This is a genomic window from Thermodesulfobacteriota bacterium, assembly GCA_026415035.1.
Taxonomy (GTDB): Bacteria; Desulfobacterota; BSN033; order BSN033; family UBA1163; genus RBG-16-49-23.
On sequence record JAOAHX010000020.1, the window covers coordinates 21,414 to 38,806 of the forward strand.

Consider the following 17,393-nt stretch of genomic DNA (forward strand, 5'->3'; position numbering starts at 1 on the left):
ATCGATATCGTTTCGATTCAATCCAACATTTATCGTTTCTTTGATGAAGTCACGTTGGTACTGGAATTTACTGAATGGCGATGCCAAGGGCACATAGGATAGGTGAGAGAAACCTTATCCAGAGGCTTCCCAACGGGGCGGTCCTCGTGGACCATGGGCCCATGCGCCTCTCCGTCTATGTCTCGGAAAAAGGAAAGGTCCTCGCCTCGTTGGCCGAAGAAGGGGGTCTGCTGGCCCTCGAACTCCTCCAGGAGTTGGCCAGGTTTCTTCCCCTCTTGAAGAGGAGGTCGGTGGAATTGGATGAGGAGGGCCCCTATCCTGAAATCGTGAAAAGGATGATCCGGGCGACGAAAGAGATGGGAGAGCCGGACCTCACCCCGCTTGCGGCGGTGGCCGGGACGATCTCCGAGATGGTCGCAGATTTTATCTTCCACCAGGGTGGAACGAGGGTCATCGTCGAAAACGGTGGCGATATTGCCCTCCGAATGAGGGAGGGGGAGGTGGTCAAAGTTGGCATTCGATCCGAGATCGAAACCCCAAGGCCCTCTTTCCTCGTCACCGTCGATTCCTCGATGGAGGTCGGGGGCGTGGCCACGAGCGGGCTGGGGGGCAGGAGTTTCACCAAGGGGATCGCCTCGGCAGCCACCGTCTTTGCGAGGAAGGCCTCCTCGGCCGATGCGGCGGCAACGGTGGTGGGGAATTTTACCAACCTCGATGCTCCCGAGATCGCCCGGGCCTTGGCAGAGTCCCTCTACCCGGATACCGATATCGCCGGCCAATGGGTGACGACCCGGGTGGGGATGCTTCTCTCCCATCAGGTGGAACAGGCCTTAAAGAACGGCTTATCAAAAGCCTCGGAGCTTCGACGCAAGGGGCTCATCCAAGGGGCCTTCATCGCCGTCCAGGGAAAGACCCTCTGGACGGACTCGTTGTCAGGCCGGTTGGCTCCTTTGTGATCCCAACCCGTTCAGCGATGAATCCGATTTCGGAGGTTGAAGATGGAAGTGAGAAAGTATGTGACCATCGTCGAGGAGACCGTGATCGAAGGAGGGAAGAAGGTCGACCCTCCTACGCGGAAGGCCGCCGCGGTAGCGGTGATCAAGAATCCCTTTGCCGGAAAGTACGTTGAGAACCTGGAAGAGCTCATCGAGGTCGGCGAGGCCCTGGGCGGGATCCTCGGAAGGCGGGCGGTCGAGGCCTTGAAGATCTCTCCCGAAAAGGCCGAGAGCTATGGCAAGGCGGCCATCGTCGGACTCGCTGGCGAACTGGAGCATGCCGCGGCCATCCTCCATCCAAAGCTGGGGGGGCCACTAAGGGAGGCGGTGGGCGGTGGAAAGGCGATCATCCCTTCGGCGAAGAAGATGGGGGGGCCCGGGACGGAGATCGACGTTCCGCTCCATTATAAAGATGCAGCCTTCGTCCGCTCCCACTTCGACGCCATGACCGTGAGGGTGCCGGATGCGCCCGGGCCGGACGAGATCGTCGTGGCCATTGTTGTCACAGATTCCGGAAGGCCCCATCCTCGCATCGGCGGGTTGAAGAAGGAAGAGGCCAAAAAGGAGGATGGCCTGAGGTAGGAGCCCCCGTCAGACCTTCCTGACCAGAGCCTCGATGTCGGCGGATCGGAGGTCCCTTAAAAAGTAGAAGAGGAGTTCGAAGGTCCTTTCCACATCGGACCATCTCACCACCTCTGCGGGCGAATGGCTGTATCGCCGGGGAATGAAGACCCCTCCGCAAGGAATCCCTTTGCCGGAGGTGTGAATCGTCGAGGCATCGGTCCAGGTCCTGAAGATGTCCTTCTGGTGGGGGATGCGGTATCTAACGGCAGTCGAGATCAACCGCCGTGTGATCTTCTTCGAATAGATCGTTCCCTGGCCGAGGGCGTTCACATCCATGGAACGGATGACCGGCCCTTTTCCGCACTCGTCCGTGGCCAGCTGCGGCGGTGTGATCGGGTCCGCGGCCGGGACCGTGTCGAGGACGATGGCCAGATCCGGTTCGAGGGCTTGGGCCACGACCTTCGCCCCCCTGGACCCGACCTCCTCTTGAACTGCCGCTACAAGGAAGAGCTGATAATCGAGCCTCACCTTCTTCAGTTTCTCGGACAGTTCAATGAGGATGGCACAGCCCGCCCGATTGTCAACCGCCTTGCTGATGAGGGTGTCTTTTCCCACGATCTCGAAATGGGGATGATAGACGATGGGGTCGCCGATCTCGATGCCCCAGGAACGGACCTCTTCGGCGCTTTCGGCCCCCACATCGATCCAGAGCTCCGAAGCGGAGATCGGACGCCTCAAGTCCTCCGGGCTCATCAGATGGCGGTTCTTCACGCCGATGACGCCGGTATAGATCCCCTTGTCCGAACAAATATCCACCTTTGTGCTGAGGAGGACCCTTTCATCGAACATCCCGTTAAGGTCGAAATAGAGATAACCTTTCGGATCGATATATTTGACCAGGAGGCACATCTCGTCCATGTGGACGCAGACCATCGCGGATCGCTTTCCCCTTCCCATCCTGCCGATCACGTTCCCCATGGGATCGATGGAGACCTCGGGGAGGTTCTTTTCGAGCTCCGTGGCCATCCATCGGGCGACCCTCTCCTCGAATCCGCTCCCTCCTGGAATCGAAATCAGCGTCTTGAACCGCTCAAACATCCCCTGACTTTTTGGTTTCATGGCGGGTTCCTTGGCTACGTTAAGATCATTGACCTATTTTCACCCATTTTCTAAGATAAATCCAGAGATGGAATCCGATGAGGAGAAGGGTGGCCACCAAAATCCAACCCGGGGCGATCTCGATGTAGATGATCCGTTCCGCATAGTGGATGATGAAAGAGCCGGTATAGGTCAGATCCGGATGGTGTCGGGCCCTCAACCAGGCCTCGATGTGGGTCAGGGGGCAGTACCATCCGAGGAGTTGGATGAGGAGGGCAAAGGCGAGGCCCAAGAGGTGAAAGGCCCTGATCCACTTGTGACGCCTTCCCCAGAGGGCACCGGTCAAAAGAAAGAGGATCCAGAGAAGGTGAACCCAGACGGTGAAATCGGCAAGGAGCTTATACCCCATGTCCCGATTGCCTCCGAATCTCGAAGGCCGAAGAAGCGGTCGCCTTTTCCCGGCTGAGCTGCAAAAGGACGATGGCCGCGATGACCCCGAGCCCTCCAACGATCTGAAGGGGCTCAAGGACCTCGCCGAGGGCGAGGAAGGCCGCCACGCCCGCCACCACCGGTTCCCAGGTCGAGGTGATGCTCGCGCGGGTGGCCCGGAGCCGTTCCATCCCTTTGAAGTAGAAACCGAAAGGGATGAGGGTGGAAAAGATGGAGATATAGAGGAAGGCGATCCAAACCTTGAGGGAGTGCCCCTCTCCGAGGATCTTGACCGGGGAGACGAAGACGAGATAGCACAGCGCGCTGAGACCGAATCCATAGAAGATGAGCGTCCAGGGATCGTACTTTTTAAGTCCCTTCTCTCCATAGAGGGCATAGAAGGTAAAGAAAAAGGAGGCGATCAGGCCGCTCAATATTCCCGTCCTGTTCAGGCGGAGCAGATCGATCTCGTATCCTCCCACCATCAGGTAACACCCGGCAACCGCCAGGACGAGGGCCGCGCTTTTCGTCTTCGAGAAGGGTTCCCGTTGGAAGAAGGCCGCATAGAGGAAGACCCAGAGGGGTTGAAGGTACTGGAGCAGTATGGCTGGGCCCACCTGAATCTGGCTGATGGTAAAATAGTAGAAGAACTGCATTCCGGTCACCCCGATCCCTCCCAGGACGAGGAAATAAGGCAGATCCTTGAGATCGATGATCAGACGTTTCGGGTCATAGAGGAGCAGAACGAAGAAAAGGATCAGGGTGGAGAGGACCAGGCGGACGAAAACCAATTCCTCGGGGGGCAGGCCGACGTTGAAGAGGGCCTTGGCCACGACGCTCGAGATCCCCCAGAGGGTCGATCCGATCAGGACGTAGAGGTATCCGTAGAGTTCCTCTTTCTTCATGTTTTTTCATCGTGCCATAAGTAAAAACCTAAAGTCAACGATAGGGCCATCCGGAGGGGCGCGGGGTTTGATAAACCCTCACCTTGTTGTTAAAATTAATCAAACGACGATGAGGGGCGGACACCTTTTAATCCTTTGCCTTGTTTTTTTTCTGGTCACCCCTTTTTTTACCCTCCCTCTTCACTCCAAAGAGATTGAAAAAAACGACTTCAAGGCGGAACGAGAGAGGCTCGTGGCCGAGTGGAGAAAGGAGAGGGACGAATTCTTCAAAAACCATCCCCGATCGCCCCTGCTTTCTAAAGATCGAAATGGCTTTAAGGGATTGAGATACTTCCCTTTCGATCCGAAATACGCCTTTTTAGGGGAGATCAGGCGATACAACATCCACATCAACAACCCCGAATACTATGCCACCTTTTTGACGAACAAGGGGACGAACAAACGCTATATCCGGTATGGAAGGTTCCAGTTCCAGTTGAACGGGAAGGAGTATGTCCTCCAGGTTTACAAATCGATCCTGAGCGATATCCTCTTCATCCCCTTCAAAGACCGAACCAACGGAAAAGAGACCTACGAGGGAGGTCGGTACCTCGATGCAGAGATCCTGGCCGGCTACAAGATGGTGTTGGATTTCAACATGGCCTACAACCCCTCCTGCGCCTATAATGAAAAATATGTCTGTGTCCTCCCGCCGGCCGAAAACACCCTCCCCATCGAGATCCGGGCGGGCGAAAAAGACTTCAAATGAGCCTTCTGACCCGGGCCCAGATCAACGGCCCGACGATCTCCCTTCATGACGATGGAAGAGGTAGTGGGAATGGATATGGCGGTGGGTGATCTCGCCATGGCGGTGGGCGTGTTCGTGGATGAGGTTGACCCGGAGCAGCAGCTCCTCGTCCCCGAGGATCTCCATCACGCTCCCCGTCTTTTCGATCCGGTGCTCCTCTGATAGGACGCTCACCGTGGTCTGGAGCTCATCCACCAGGGAGAGGTCGTGGGTGGCGATGACAAGGGTCTTTCCGGCCTCGTTCAGGGCGAGCATCAGTTCTACGAGAAAACATTGGGTCTTGGGGTCGAGGCCGTTGGTGGGCTCATCCAGGAGCAGGACCTCCGGGTTCATCGTGAGGACCGACCCGATGGCGACCTTCTTCTTCTCTCCGCCGGAGAGCATGTAGGGCGGCCTCTCCTTCAGGTGCTCGATGTTGAGCATCTTCATGATCTCGAAGGCCCTCTCCATCGCCTCGTCTCTGTCCAGGTCAAGCTGAAGGGGGCCGTATAGAAGTTCGTCGAGAACGGTGGGGCAGAAGAGCTGGACCTCTGAATCCTGAAAGACGTAGCCCACCCGTTCCCTGAAGAACCTTAAAAACCCCCTGTCCTTCAAGGTCTGTTTCGAGACCTCCCTCCCCTTGAAGAGGATTTTTCCGCTGGAAGGGGTGAGCAGGCCATTCATGATCTGGAGCAGCGTGGTCTTGCCCGTCCCGTTGGCCCCGATGATGGCGAAACGTTCGCCCTCCCGGATCTCGAGGCTGATGTCCTTGAGGGCCTCGATGCTCTCGTTATAACGGTAATGGATATGCTCCAGGGAGAGGATCGTTTCCAAGACCGCTGCCTCACATCCAAAGGAAGAGACACCCGAGGAGAAGGAGGAGAATCCCTACGGCCTTATCTCGTGGCCTCAGCTTCGGCATCCCCTGGATTTGAATCCTGTCGGAGAAACCCCTTGACCGCATGGCGTCGAAGACCTCCTCGGCCCTCCTTCGAGTCTTTCTGAAAAGAAAGGCGATCCTCCCGACCACCCATCCTCTCGCCTCTTGAGCCCGGGGTTCTCGCACCAACCTGCTCTTTTTGGCCAGATGCATCTCCTCGACGATCTTCGAGAAGAGAAAGAGGTACTTATAGGTCAAGGTGATGACGATGAGAAAGGCGTCTGGGACCCTGAAGATCTTCAAGGCCCGGAGAATCTCCGGCAGAGGGGTGGTGTAGAGAAGGAGGAAGGTCAAGGAGAGGGAGTTCCATACCCGAAGCGCCATCATCCCTAACCCGTAGAGTCCCTCCTCGGTGATCCCGATCGTCCGTGGCACCGGGTAGATCCAGATCTCATAAGGACCGGAGAGGTGAAGAAGGGGCCAGAGGATCTTCCCTGGCTTAAATAGGTTGAAAGCCGAGGGAAGGGCGATGAGAAAGCCAAAGACGAAGGTGAAGAGGAGAATCTTTCGATAGAGGTGGAAAACGTTCAGGCGGGAGAGGAGCATCAAGAGAAAGACGAAGAGGCCGATCCCGATCTCCGTAAGGATCTCTGTCTTGAGGCTTACGAGGACCAGGAAGAAGGCGAGGAAGAGGATTTTGATCCGCGCATCGATCCTCTGGAAGAGGCCCTCTCCCGAAGCCGATTCCCACTGCGCGTAGGCGGTTCGTATCATCTCGGAGAATCGAATCACCCCCCTCTCGAGAAAAGGGGTCCTCAGGCTCTTTCCCTCAAAACGGGGAGGGCTTGGGGAGGGAAGGGTGAGCAAGAAGGGAGGGATGGTTCCTTTCAGGGGTTATTCCTTTCTAAAAGTAGATCGAAAGCGTCGCGATGGCCCGCACCTTCTCCAGCCCCTCGGCGCCCTGCTGCTCGTCCTTTTCATTGAGGCGTTTAAGGGTGGGGAATTTCAACATCAATCCAAGGCTTCCGTTCAACGGTTTTGGAAAGGAGAACCTCAGCCCCGGGGAGAGGTAGAGGATCGTCCCGCCTGTGGCCCTCTGTTTCTCCCTTCCTTCTTCGTCCCTGGCGATGTGGAGGAGGTTCAATTCGAGGATCCCGTCGATCTTGGAGACCACCCCCTCGGGTTTTCCGAACAGTTCATAGATCCCGGCAAGATTGGCCCTCCATTCGTTCCCGAATTTGAACCGGTCCTTTCGGGTGAAGATATCATAAGAGGTATCTGCCGCCAGGGTCAAGGCACGGGTCAGCTGCCTCGTGGCGGCGATGCCAAAGGTGTAGGTGGGGCTCCCGAAACCCGGCTGCATCCCGGGGTCGACCTCCCCGCCCAACTCCTTCTTGTTCTTCCCGGTGGGGAGGGTAAACCCGCCGAAGAGGGAGAGATAGGTCTTCTTCGTCTCCTCCAGGGCGACCGCCGTATCCTGGGCCGCATTGAGCCGGATCCCCTTGATCGAGGGATCGTAATGGAATCCGAGGTTGAGGAGAAACTTGATGTCTCCGATCCCCCTGGTGGAGCCGAGGAGGTCTTGCCTCTTGATGTTATAGGGAAGAAAGAGGCTTCCCGTCAGATAGGGAGTGAGTCCGTAGGAAAGGCCGACGTTCATGAAGGTGAAGGAGTCCTTGTTGGTCGGTTCGGCAAAGGTTCGCTCCTTCCATTCGACCTGTTCGAGCCTCCATGACAGGACGAAACCGCCCTGGGGAAGCGTTAAGGGAGAATTGGTCTCGATGGGGCTTCCCGGACCGAGGGCGAGGCTGATGCCGCCGTGATGGGCCGAGGTGAAAAAGGGAAAGGCCAAGGGAAGCACAAGGGAGAGCAGGAATGCAGGGGCCAACCATCTCTTCATCTGTTTTTCCTCCTTACGTTGGATTTCTCTTTCTGGACCTCCAGAGGGAATAGATGCCGAAAAGCCCGAAGATGAGGCTGATGCCGACGATCAACTTCGTATGAGTGGCCACGAGGGGTTTTCCGAAGGATTCAAGGCGAAGCGCGGAATCGACCTTGACCTCGATCGTGATGCCGTGAAAGCCATGGGTCGATTCGCCCCAGACCTTGATCTTCCATGTCCCTGCCCTATCGGGGAAAAAAGAGAGGAAACCATTTTTATCGGTCCTTCCGATCTGGTGGGGTTCTTTATCTCCCGGGCCAAAGAGTTCGTACTGGGAATAACTCGCAGGGTTCTCCCGGTCATAAAAGATTTTTACCGAGACCCCCTTTGGTTGGACATCGTAGTGGATGGAATGTCCATGCGCCAAAGGAGAGGCGAAGAGGAGAAGGAGGGCCAGCCCTCCCTTAATCCGTTGGATCCAGGGGGATATTCTCATTTGGTCACCTCGAAGGTCAAGGTCGATGTGAGGCTCAGGTAATCCGCATCAGGGTCATTCTTCAGAGGTTCTCTGAGGCTTACCGAGACGAGTTGGACGCCCTTTTGGAGGGGGATCTTTGCGATGCCCTCCTTGTCCGTCGTGGCCCATTTCTGGTGGTCCCCTCCTTCGACCTCGACCCCCGAAAGGGGCTTTCCTTGATAAAGGACTTTTAAGGACAGAAAACTTCCGGCCTTTGATTCAAAGGGATTCTCCAGAGGGACCAGATCCAGTTTCACCTCGGCCAGGGGCTTGGAAGCCGCCTCGCCCCAACCGAGGAGGGCCTTGGTGAAAAAGAGGGAGCGGTTCGCCTCCACCACACGGGTCGCCTTCCTTTTCGGGAGATTCTTCCAACCATAGATGGTCTTTGACCAGTAACCATTGTCGATCTCCGAAAAGAGGACACAGGGGGGAGGATCGGTGGTCCTCAGGAGAAGGCCCGAAGGCCTTCTTTCCACCTTCACCTCCAGCTCTCTTCCGCTGGCATCGAGGGCCTTCACCCACTTCACCTTCGCGGGGTCGAACTCTTCCCGCTTGGCCCCGTGGCCGAAGACGAGGAGGAGCTCGGGACCTCTCTTTTCGATCCAGAAATCATGACCATGGCCAGCGATGGGCACGAAGAGCGAAAACGCCGTCAGAAAAGGGAGTAGGATTTTTGTCGTTTCTTTCAATGGGCCGACACCTCCTTTCTTGAGGACCGTCAACACCAATCCCGTGATCGCCCCTTCGAGAAGGCCGATCACGGTGAGATGGGGGATCATGACGGCCGGAAGGGTGATCCCGAGGGGAAAGGGGAAGTAAGAGGAGGAGGGGTGGATCGTCGTTTGGAGCCCCAGCTCGATCGCCATGACCAACCCGCTGAGGTTGAGGGAGAGGTAGGCGGCCAGGGCTCCTGCGATCGGTTTGGGGAGGCGAAGGCCGGTGCCGAACCGGAAGATCCAATAACCGGAAAGGGCACCGACGAAGCCGATGTTGAAACAGTTGGCCCCTAAAGCCGTGATCCCTCCTTCCCCAAAGATCAGGGCCTGGATCATCAAGGCGACCGAGATGGAGAGGATCNCGGGCCAGGGCCCCAGGAGGATGGCGACCAGGGGAGAACCGTTGAGGTGCCCTGTAGTGCCTCCGGGCAGGGGGATGGCAAAGACCATGGCCACAAGGCTGAAGACGGAGGCCAGGGCAAGATAGGGGATGTGAGCCGCCTCGAGGCTCTTTCTCACCCTTTGGGACGCATAGACCCAGATCGGAACCATGGCCGACCAGAGGCCGCCGTAGGTCACGGGGCCTAAATATCCATCGGGGATGTGCATGGAAGGTCTTCCCTCCCCTCCTGAAAAATAAGAAGGCCACGACGATCCCTTCGCTTCTGCGAAACATGGGCCTTCGTGGCCTTCTTCTTTTAATGGGTAATGAATTTCAGGGGGACGCGGCCTTAGGGGTTTAATCCCCTTGGGATTTGCATCGAAACGGATGCCTCCCGGTTCTTCGGAACCGGGAGACCTTCATATCTCTTCGAGGATGATCCGATGATCGAGGAGGTTCATCTCCTTGATCCTGGCCCTCACCCGCTTCTGCTCTCCGAAGATGTTCTGAAGATAGAGCCCTTCGGGTTCGGGTCTGAGGACGGAAATGTCCTCGAGGATCAGCTCTTCTTTTCCCTCTTTAAAAAGATAGGCGTTGGCTTCGCACATAGGTTCCTCCTGATCTCACCCCATGATCTCCTGGATCCGCTTGATCAATTGATCCACCAGGTGGGGAAGGGGTTCCTTGGGCGCCCCGATGATTTCGGCCTCCGGCGTTTTCAGGGGCAAGAGGCACTTCAAGGCCGGTGAGGCGGAGATGGCCTCTGCCATTTTCGGGGTCAACTCGCCCATCATGGAATGGGCGAGCACGATGGCGATGGAGCCCACGATGAGGTCCACCTTTTTGACGGTCTGCAGGATGGCGTTTTCTCCCGAGGCTCCTCTGTTCGCCCCCGCCTTCAACATGGCCGCGGTCGCCATGGCGTTCGTTCCGAGGCCGACGAGCTCGATCTCCTCGCCAATGGCCTCCCGGAGGCGCTTGATGATCAATCCTCCGATGCCCCCTCCCTGTCCGTCGATCACGGCGATCGATTTCTTTTTCTCCATTCCCACCCTATAAAAAAAGCCACTTCACCTCCCTTCGGGAAGGATCACCTTCGTGGCTGAACCCTTTATAAAAGAGAAACGGTCGTTTTGTCAATCCTAACGGATATACTGGAGGATGGCCTGGCTCAGATGGTGGGCGACGCTCTCCTGGAAATGGCCCTGGTTGAGGAGCCGTTCGTCCTCTCGATTCGTGATGTAGGCCACTTCGATCAAGACGGAAGGGATGTCCGGGGCCCTGAGGACGACGAAGTTGGCCTGCCGGTAGGAGGGGAACTTCAGGAGGTGGACCTTTTCGAGCGCTTCCAAGGCCAGCTCGGCGAAACGGAAGCTCTCCTTCATCGAATGGTTCTGCATCAGGTCGAGGAGGATCTGGTTGATGTTGGGGTCGCGGCTCAGGGAGGCCGGCCTGAGAAGGGCTCCGCCGAGGATGTTGGACATGTTCTCTTTATCCGCCAGGAGCTTGGCGGCCTGGTCCGATGCGCCGGACAGGGAGAGGCAATAGACCGATGCGCCCCGGGCCTGGGGATTGAAACTTCCATCGGCGTGGAGGCTGATAAAGAGGTCTGCCCCATACTCCCTCGCCATCCTCACCCTCTGTTCGAGGGGGATGAAGTAATCTCCCTTCCGGGTCAGAAAGGCCCTGACCTCCTTGGTTTGTTCGAGCCTGGCGAGGAGTTTTCTCCCGATCTCCAGGACGACGTTCTTCTCCATGGTCTTGCGGGGGCCGATCGCTCCCGGGTCTTCACCGCCGTGTCCGGGGTCGAGGACGACCACTTTCGTCCCCTTCGGTCGAGACTCCTTCTGCCTCTGCCTCTCTTCCTGGTCGAGCCTTTCCTGGACAACATCGATGAGGTCGATGACGAGGCGATGGGGCTTTCCCAGGTCGGGTTTTAGGGCAAAGAGGGAGGCCTGGAGGAAGACCTTCTGGTGGAGGACAAGCCTGACCCTGCCCCTTCCCAGATCGGTGAGGGTGATCTTATGGAGGTACTTGTCGTTCACCTCGATGGCCCTCTTCTTCGGCAGGGAGGTGATGCCACTGAGTTCGATCTGCCACTCGGGCGGAGACTCCTGGGGATGGGCCTCGTATCGAGGCGCCTCCGTTAAATCGAGGACGACGCGGGTGTGATCCGGGGCGGACCAGAAGCGGACGTCGGTGATGGCGGCGCTGAAAGCCGTGGGAGGATCGATCAGAAGGAGGCCGACGACGAGGAGGAGGATGGAGAACAGGCGGAGTTTAAGACCATCCATGGCCGTGGCCATCGAGCGGAGAACCTGACCAGGATCTCCCACCGGTCGCCCCTCTCCACGTCGGGGGTGACCGGTGGGCTCTCATGATCGGGGGCAAGGGGCTTCTCGTTTTAACCGACCTTGAAGACCATGGCGGCACCGGTATCCCCTGCGGCACACCCGGCCCATAGGCCGTAGCCACCGCCCAGCATGACGATCTCTTCGATCAATTCGATGATGAGCCTTCCGGCCGTTGGGGCCTGGGGATGGCCATAGATCATGGAGTTGCCGTAGTTGTTCATCCAATTGACATCGATCCCCATCATCCTCGACATGTAGATGTCATTGACGACGAAGGGGCTGTGCGTCTTGACCGCCTTGAGGTCCTTGACGGTGATGCCGGCATCTCTGAGGGCCATCTCGGAGGCCGGGACTGGGGCCTCGGCCATATACCCCTTCTCCACCCTTGCGAAGCCGTAGGAGAGGATCTGAATCTCGATCTTCGGATCGGCGCTATACTCCTTCGCCTTTTCCCGGGTGGTGACGATGAAGCCGCAGTTTCCGTCCGCCGGGTGAGTCTGGGAGCCGTAGGTGAGGACTCCGCCCGGCTCGAGAGGTTTCAGCTTGGCCAGGCCTTCGGCCGTGGTCGGGGTGACGCCCTCGTCCTCTTCGACCAGTTTCACCTCCTTTTTGCCGACCCTCACCTCCACCGGGAACATGTAGCGCCTCTGAAAGGCCCGGTCGTTGGCCAGGGCATCGAGGTACTGGTGATACCGCCTCAGGGTGACGGCATCGCACTCCTCCTTGGTCACCCCGATCTTTTTGGCCACATTCTCGGCGGTCTGGATCATTTTGAAACCGGCCCAAGGATCGAGGTTGAAGTTGTCCATCATCCAGTTCTCGGAGATGACCTCTCCGCCCGGTCCGAGGGGGTTGGGCCAGACCGTGTGAGGGCCGTTGGAGCACCGGTCCGACATCAAGGCATAACCTGTCTCGTAAGCCCCGATCTCGATATTCTGGGCCGCAAGGTAGATGGCGGTGGTCGAGGTGGTGCAGGCCTGGTTGATCATCAGGGCGGGGACGTTCTTTTTCCCCTCGACGACCATGGCCGCGGCCCAGGTATGGCTGTAAAACATCCGGTGCTGGGCCACGGAGATCCCGTAGTAGAGGTAGTCGATGATGGTGGGATCGAGATTTCTGCTCTTGAACCAGCGATTGGCAGTGGTGGCTCCGAGGACGATCGCATTCTCATTGGCGAGGCTCCCCTGCCAACGGCAGAAAGGGGAGGAGTAGTATCCCCGGAAAGGAATATAGGATTTCTGTAATTTGGCCATAATCTCTCCTCCTTTTCATGGCGCTTCCTTTTCATCCCCAAAGAAGGGGCACGAGGCTTAATGGACACGCCAACCGGTTACGATCTCAATATTGGTACCAGCCTCCTTTGGTCTTCCGGCCCAGTTTTCCTGCCCGGATCATCGATTTCAACAGGGGAGGGGCAGACCACTTGCTCTCCTTGTTCAGCTCCTTGTAAAGGTATTCGGTCACATGGAGGGCAATGTCGATTCCCGTAAGATCCATCAGTTCGAAGGGGCCCATGGGATAGTTGAGCCCGAGCTTGACGGCCTTGTCGATGTCCTCGCAGGTGGCGATCCCCTCCTCGACCATCCGGATGGCCTCGATAAAGTGGGGGATCATGAGGCGGTTGACGATAAATCCAGGGGTGTCCTTCTTCACCTCCACGGGCTCCTTCCCCATCTTCTTTGAAAGGTCCATGACGAGACGGGTGGTCTCATCGCTGGTATGGTATCCCCGGATCACCTCCACCAGTTTCATGAGGGGCGCGGGATTGAAAAAATGCATTCCCGCGACCTTCTCGGGCCGTTTGGTCGCCATGGCGATCTCGGTGATCGACATCGAGGAGGTGTTGGTCGTCAGCACGACATGGGGCGCCGTCAACTCATCGAGGGTTTTGAAGAGCGACTTCTTCAGTTCGAGATCCTCGAAGACCGCCTCGATGACGAAATCGACGTCCTTCAGATCCTCCATCCGGGTGGTTCCCTTGATCCGGGAGAGGACCCCCTTCTTCTGCTCCTCCGTCATCTTCCCTTTCTCGACGCTTTTGGTTAGAAATTTCTCGATGGCGTTGAGGCCGTTTTCGACGAAGCGATCCTCGATGTCCCGCATCACCACCTGATACCCTGCCTGGGATGCCACCTGGGCGATCCCGTTTCCCATGGTCCCAGCTCCCAAGACGCCGATCTTTTTGATCTCCATAAATTGACCTCCTTTTTAAGGGTAGTTTTTCCCGATGAGATGCTGTTCTTTTTTTCACATCAAAATATTATAAACTCCACCCGATGTCAAATTTTTTTGGGAGGCCTCCGGCCCGTAATCTTTAAGTCCAAAAAATCTAAAATGTTTTTTGACCTAAGGGAGGCCCTCTAAAAAAAGGGAGATCTTTCTCTGAAACTTGACAAAAAGGGGCTGGGTTGGTTTATATTTTGCGACATATATATGACGCATTTCCACGAAAAGAGAAAGGGGGAGGGTGGAATATAGGTCAAAAGGAGGTATATATGGCAACCCCGGTAACCGTTCCAATGGTTGGCAAGATCGTCTCTGTCTCTGTCAAGGTGGGCGATCGGGTGAAAGAGGATGATCAGGTGGCGGTGCTCGAGGCCATGAAGATGGAGATGCCCATCGTCGCGCCGGTCAGCGGAGTGGTCAAAGAGATCTGCGTTTCTCCGGGTCAGGAGGTCGAGGCCGAGGCCACCATCGCCCTGATCGAATAGGAGGGGGGATTTATTCTTTCCCGGTCACAAAGCCTGTGATGAAACGAATCGGGATCATCGCCAAACAGAACAAACCTGAGGCCCTGACGATCATAGGACGATTGGTGGAGTGGTTGGGATCGAAGGGGATAGAGATCTGTGTCGAATACGGGGTCGGACAGGCGGTCCCTTCCTCCCCGATCGGAGGCCAACTCAGACCGATGGAGCGAGAACAGATCCCCTCCGAGGTAGAGATGATCATCGTCCTCGGGGGGGATGGAACCCTTCTCAGCGTGGCCCGGCTGGTGGGAGGCTATCGCGTCCCCATCCTCGGGGTCAACTTGGGAGGGCTCGGATTTCTGACGGAGATCACCCTCAAAGAGCTCTTCGACGTCTTGGAACGGGTGATCCGAGGCGAGTTCGTCACGGATGAAAGGACGGTCTTTCATGCCTCCGTGATCCGCCGGGAAGAGAGGCTGGCCGAGTATACCGTCCTAAACGATGCGGTCATCAATAAAGGGGCCTTGGCCAGGATCATCGATATCGAAACCTCGATCAACGGGGAATACCTCACCACCTTCAAATCGGATGGCCTGATCCTTTCAACTCCCACGGGATCGACCGCCTACAACCTTTCCGCCGGCGGTCCCATCGTCCATCCCTCTCTGCCCTGTATCATCATCACCCCCATCTGCCCTCATACCCTGACCAATCGACCGATCATGATTCCAGACGATGTCGTCGTCAGGGCGACCCTTCAGACGAAGCAGCAGGAGGTCTTTCTCACCCTCGATGGACAGCAGGGATTCATCCTGGAATATGGGGATGTGGTGGAGGTCAAGAAGGGCGAGGAAAAGATCCTTCTCGTCAAATCGCCCTATCGCCACTACTTCGGGGTCCTGCGGGAGAAGCTCAAATGGGGGGAGAGATGATCTCCGGCCCCCCTCGTCGTGATACGTCTCCGTCCGAACGTTAAAATACGACCACCGCCGAGGAGCCCGGAGACGGAGTATGTTATCAGAACTTCGGATCAAGAACCTGGCCATCATCGACGAAGTGAGCCTCACCTTCTCGAAGGGGTTCAATGTCCTGACCGGTGAGACCGGGGCGGGCAAGTCGATCATTCTCAATGCGGTCCGCCTCCTCCTCGGGGAGCGAATGGGCGAGGAGGTGATCCGGACGTCGGAAGAGGAAGCGGTCGTGGAGGCCCTCTTCGATCTTTCTGGCAATCGGGAAGTCAGGGAAAAGGTGAAGGAGTGGGCCCCAAAGACCCAGGGCCACCGGGATGAAACGGAATGTCTCATTCGAAGGGTCCTCTCCCGTTCCGGACGGAGCAGAGCCTTCCTCAACGAATCACTGACGACCCTGGGGACCCTGTCGGAGGTCGGCGAGGCATTGATCACCCTCTGCGGACAACACGAGCATCAATCGCTCCAACGGGTGGAGACCCATCTCGACCTCCTCGATGAATTCGGCGGGTTGATCCCTCTCCGGAATCAATATCAGGAGCACTTCGAAAATCTCCTTTCCATGGAACGGGAGATCCGAAGGGTGTGGGAGGAAAAGGAGCGAGGGAACCGGGATCGGGAACTGATGATGTTCCAGTTGGGAGAGATCGAGGCCGCACGGCTTGAACGGGGGGAGGAAGAGGGTCTGAGGGAGGAGCGGAAGATCCTCACCCATGCAAGAAAATTGATCGATTTCGTCACCCGGTCGCTCGAAGGCCTGCAGGAGGGGGAGGGATCTGCCGTGGAACGGATCCAGAGGGTCCTCCGGCAGGGACCGGAGCTGATCGGCATCGACCCCTCCCTTTCCGATCCGTTGAGGTCCCTGGAATCGGTCTCGATCCAATTGGAAGAGGTATGCCTCACCCTTCGGGATTATTTGAGACGGGTCGAGGCCGACCCACAGAGGCTGGAGGAGGTCGAAAACAGGCTCGAGGAGATCGACCGTTTGAAACGGAAATATGGCCCGACCATCGAGGACGTGCTCTCCTTCAAAGAGAGGCTCAGGGCCTCCCTCGGCGCCCTTTCCTCCAGCGAAGAGAGGCTCTCCCATCTCGAAGGGATTCGGGACTCCCTCAGGGGGGAGGTGGTCGCCCTGGCCAACAAACTCTCTTTTGAGCGGAAGAGGGTGGCCACCGAGTTAAAGAAGGCCGTGGAACGGGAGTTGGGACTCTTAGGCATGAAGAGGGCCAGTTTCGAAGTGAGGGTCGAGGAGGAGGAACTCACCCCCAAAGGGGGCAATCGGGTCGAATTCATGATCTCTCCCAATGTCGGGGAGGAGGTCAAGCCCCTGGCCAAGATCGCCTCGGGAGGGGAGCTTTCGAGGATGATGCTGGCGATGAAGAAGATTTTGGCCAGGGTGGGGGGGAGGCAGGTGTTGGTCTTCGACGAGGTCGACTCAGGCATCGGGGGGGCCGTGGCCGAGGTGGTGGGGAGGAGCTTGAAGGAGCTCTCCAAACACCATCAGGTCATCTGTGTCACCCACCTTCCCCAAATCGCCTGCTTTGCCGATGCCCATTTCAGCGTCCGGAAAGCGGTGAGGGGAAACCGGACGATCACCCTCGTCGAACAGTTGGAAAGGGAGGCCGTGGTGGACGAGATCGCCCGGATGCTCGGAGGCGTCAAGGTGACGGAGAAGACGAAGGCCCATGCGAGGGAGATGATCCAGAACGCGAGAAGGGGCTGAGCCGGTTCTCTTTGGGCCAAGGGGATATCCCACCCACCGGAAGGGGCGGAGGTCGATCGAGGGACGAAGGGCTATGATTCGAAAGGCGAGGGTGAGCGACGTCAAGGAGATCCAGCAGTTGATCAAACAGTATTCCAACCGGGGGGATATCCTCCCCAGGTCGCTTCTGGAGCTCTACGACCACCTGAGGGATTTTTACATCTATGTCGAGGCCGGAAAAATCCGGGGCATCTGTGCCCTCCATGTTTGCTGGGAGGATTTAGGGGAGATCCGATCGCTGGCGGTCCGGGAGGAGTCGAGAAGACAGGGGATCGGGATGAAGCTGGTCAGGGCCTGCCTGAGAGAGGCCAAGGCCCTGGGCATCAAACGGGTCTTTGCCCTAACCTACCGGCCCGACTTCTTCGAACGTTTGAAATTCAAGGTGGTGGACAAGTCGATCCTCCCCCATAAGATCTGGGCAGACTGCATCCAATGCGTCAAATTTCCTGATTGTGACGAAGTGGCCGTGCTTAAAGAACTTTAGG

At 57.3% G+C, this 17,393-nt stretch carries 20 protein-coding genes; 7 read left to right on the forward strand and 13 right to left on the reverse strand.

Annotated elements, in window-relative coordinates; genetic code table 11:
• Positions 1–80: 80 nt before the first annotated feature.
• Positions 81–956 (forward strand): UPF0280 family protein, encoded by an 876-nt coding sequence (locus tag N3G78_11405; GenBank protein MCX8118525.1) that lies wholly within the window; start codon positions 81–83, stop codon positions 954–956.
• Between the two features lie 42 nt (positions 957–998).
• Positions 999–1,577 carry an amino acid synthesis family protein gene (locus tag N3G78_11410; protein ID MCX8118526.1) on the forward strand — a complete coding sequence of 193 codons (579 nt, stop codon included), beginning with the start codon at positions 999–1,001 and terminating at the stop codon, positions 1,575–1,577.
• Positions 1,578–1,586: 9 nt separating this feature from the next.
• On the opposite strand, the gene N3G78_11415 is transcribed toward N3G78_11410, so the two are convergent.
• From N3G78_11415 to N3G78_11425, 3 genes are read right to left on the reverse strand one after another with little or no spacing between them, the layout of a single operon-like run.
• Positions 1,587–2,678 carry a M20/M25/M40 family metallo-hydrolase gene (locus tag N3G78_11415; GenBank protein ID MCX8118527.1) on the reverse strand — a complete coding sequence of 364 codons (1,092 nt, stop codon included), beginning with the start codon at positions 2,676–2,678 and terminating at the stop codon, positions 1,587–1,589.
• 25 nt (positions 2,679–2,703) lie between these two features.
• Entirely contained in the window at positions 2,704–3,066 is a 363-nt protein-coding gene (locus tag N3G78_11420) for a DUF2784 domain-containing protein (protein MCX8118528.1), read from the reverse strand.
• Positions 3,056–3,991, reverse strand: a complete 936-nt coding sequence (locus N3G78_11425) for a DMT family transporter (protein MCX8118529.1) — start codon at positions 3,989–3,991, stop codon at positions 3,056–3,058. The genes N3G78_11420 and N3G78_11425 overlap by 11 nt, the downstream gene beginning before the upstream one ends.
• Before the next feature lie 232 nt (positions 3,992–4,223).
• On the opposite strand from N3G78_11425, the gene N3G78_11430 reads away from it, so the two are divergent.
• Positions 4,224–4,739 (forward strand): DUF1684 domain-containing protein, encoded by a 516-nt coding sequence (locus N3G78_11430; GenBank protein MCX8118530.1) that lies wholly within the window; start codon positions 4,224–4,226, stop codon positions 4,737–4,739.
• 21 nt (positions 4,740–4,760) lie between these two features.
• Here N3G78_11430 and N3G78_11435 read toward each other — a convergent pair whose 3' ends face one another.
• From N3G78_11435 to N3G78_11480, 10 genes are all read right to left on the reverse strand, one after another.
• A complete protein-coding gene (locus tag N3G78_11435) occupies positions 4,761–5,591 on the reverse strand; it encodes an energy-coupling factor ABC transporter ATP-binding protein (protein ID MCX8118531.1) in 831 nt (276 codons plus the stop codon).
• 10 nt (positions 5,592–5,601) lie between these two features.
• On the reverse strand, positions 5,602–6,429 hold the full coding sequence (locus N3G78_11440) for an energy-coupling factor transporter transmembrane protein EcfT (protein MCX8118532.1): 828 nt from the start codon (positions 6,427–6,429) through the stop codon (positions 5,602–5,604).
• Positions 6,430–6,541: 112 nt separating this feature from the next.
• Positions 6,542–7,537 (reverse strand): transporter, encoded by a 996-nt coding sequence (locus N3G78_11445; GenBank protein MCX8118533.1) that lies wholly within the window; start codon positions 7,535–7,537, stop codon positions 6,542–6,544.
• A gap of 13 nt (positions 7,538–7,550) precedes the next feature.
• Positions 7,551–8,015 carry a hypothetical protein gene (locus N3G78_11450; GenBank protein ID MCX8118534.1) on the reverse strand — a complete coding sequence of 155 codons (465 nt, stop codon included), beginning with the start codon at positions 8,013–8,015 and terminating at the stop codon, positions 7,551–7,553.
• Complete coding sequence (gene cbiM, locus N3G78_11455; GenBank protein ID MCX8118535.1) at positions 8,012–9,361, reverse strand: cobalt transporter CbiM; 1,350 nt, start codon at positions 9,359–9,361, stop codon at positions 8,012–8,014. The genes N3G78_11450 and cbiM overlap by 4 nt, the downstream gene beginning before the upstream one ends.
• 192 nt (positions 9,362–9,553) lie before the next feature.
• Positions 9,554–9,742, reverse strand: a complete 189-nt coding sequence (locus N3G78_11460) for a CooT family nickel-binding protein (GenBank protein ID MCX8118536.1) — start codon at positions 9,740–9,742, stop codon at positions 9,554–9,556.
• A gap of 15 nt (positions 9,743–9,757) precedes the next feature.
• On the reverse strand, positions 9,758–10,180 hold the full coding sequence (locus N3G78_11465; protein ID MCX8118537.1) for a DUF3842 family protein: 423 nt from the start codon (positions 10,178–10,180) through the stop codon (positions 9,758–9,760).
• A gap of 96 nt (positions 10,181–10,276) precedes the next feature.
• On the reverse strand, positions 10,277–11,470 hold the full coding sequence (locus tag N3G78_11470; protein MCX8118538.1) for an N-acetylmuramoyl-L-alanine amidase: 1,194 nt from the start codon (positions 11,468–11,470) through the stop codon (positions 10,277–10,279).
• Positions 11,471–11,538: 68 nt separating this feature from the next.
• Positions 11,539–12,741: a thiolase family protein gene (locus N3G78_11475; GenBank protein ID MCX8118539.1), complete on the reverse strand. Its 1,203-nt coding sequence runs from the start codon at positions 12,739–12,741 to the stop codon at positions 11,539–11,541.
• A gap of 85 nt (positions 12,742–12,826) precedes the next feature.
• On the reverse strand, positions 12,827–13,681 hold the full coding sequence (locus tag N3G78_11480; GenBank protein MCX8118540.1) for a 3-hydroxyacyl-CoA dehydrogenase family protein: 855 nt from the start codon (positions 13,679–13,681) through the stop codon (positions 12,827–12,829).
• A gap of 302 nt (positions 13,682–13,983) precedes the next feature.
• On the opposite strand from N3G78_11480, the gene N3G78_11485 reads away from it, so the two are divergent.
• The 4 genes from N3G78_11485 (at position 13,984) to N3G78_11500 (ending at position 17,392) form a co-directional block, all read left to right on the forward strand.
• On the forward strand, positions 13,984–14,199 hold the full coding sequence (locus N3G78_11485) for a DUF2118 domain-containing protein (protein ID MCX8118541.1): 216 nt from the start codon (positions 13,984–13,986) through the stop codon (positions 14,197–14,199).
• A gap of 38 nt (positions 14,200–14,237) precedes the next feature.
• On the forward strand, positions 14,238–15,110 hold the full coding sequence (locus tag N3G78_11490) for an NAD(+)/NADH kinase (GenBank protein ID MCX8118542.1): 873 nt from the start codon (positions 14,238–14,240) through the stop codon (positions 15,108–15,110).
• Positions 15,111–15,189: 79 nt separating this feature from the next.
• Positions 15,190–16,869, forward strand: coding sequence for a DNA repair protein RecN (gene recN, locus N3G78_11495; GenBank protein MCX8118543.1), 1,680 nt, complete (start codon positions 15,190–15,192; stop codon positions 16,867–16,869).
• 73 nt (positions 16,870–16,942) lie between these two features.
• Positions 16,943–17,392: an N-acetyltransferase gene (locus N3G78_11500; protein MCX8118544.1), complete on the forward strand. Its 450-nt coding sequence runs from the start codon at positions 16,943–16,945 to the stop codon at positions 17,390–17,392.
• Position 17,393: the final 1 nt, after the last annotated feature.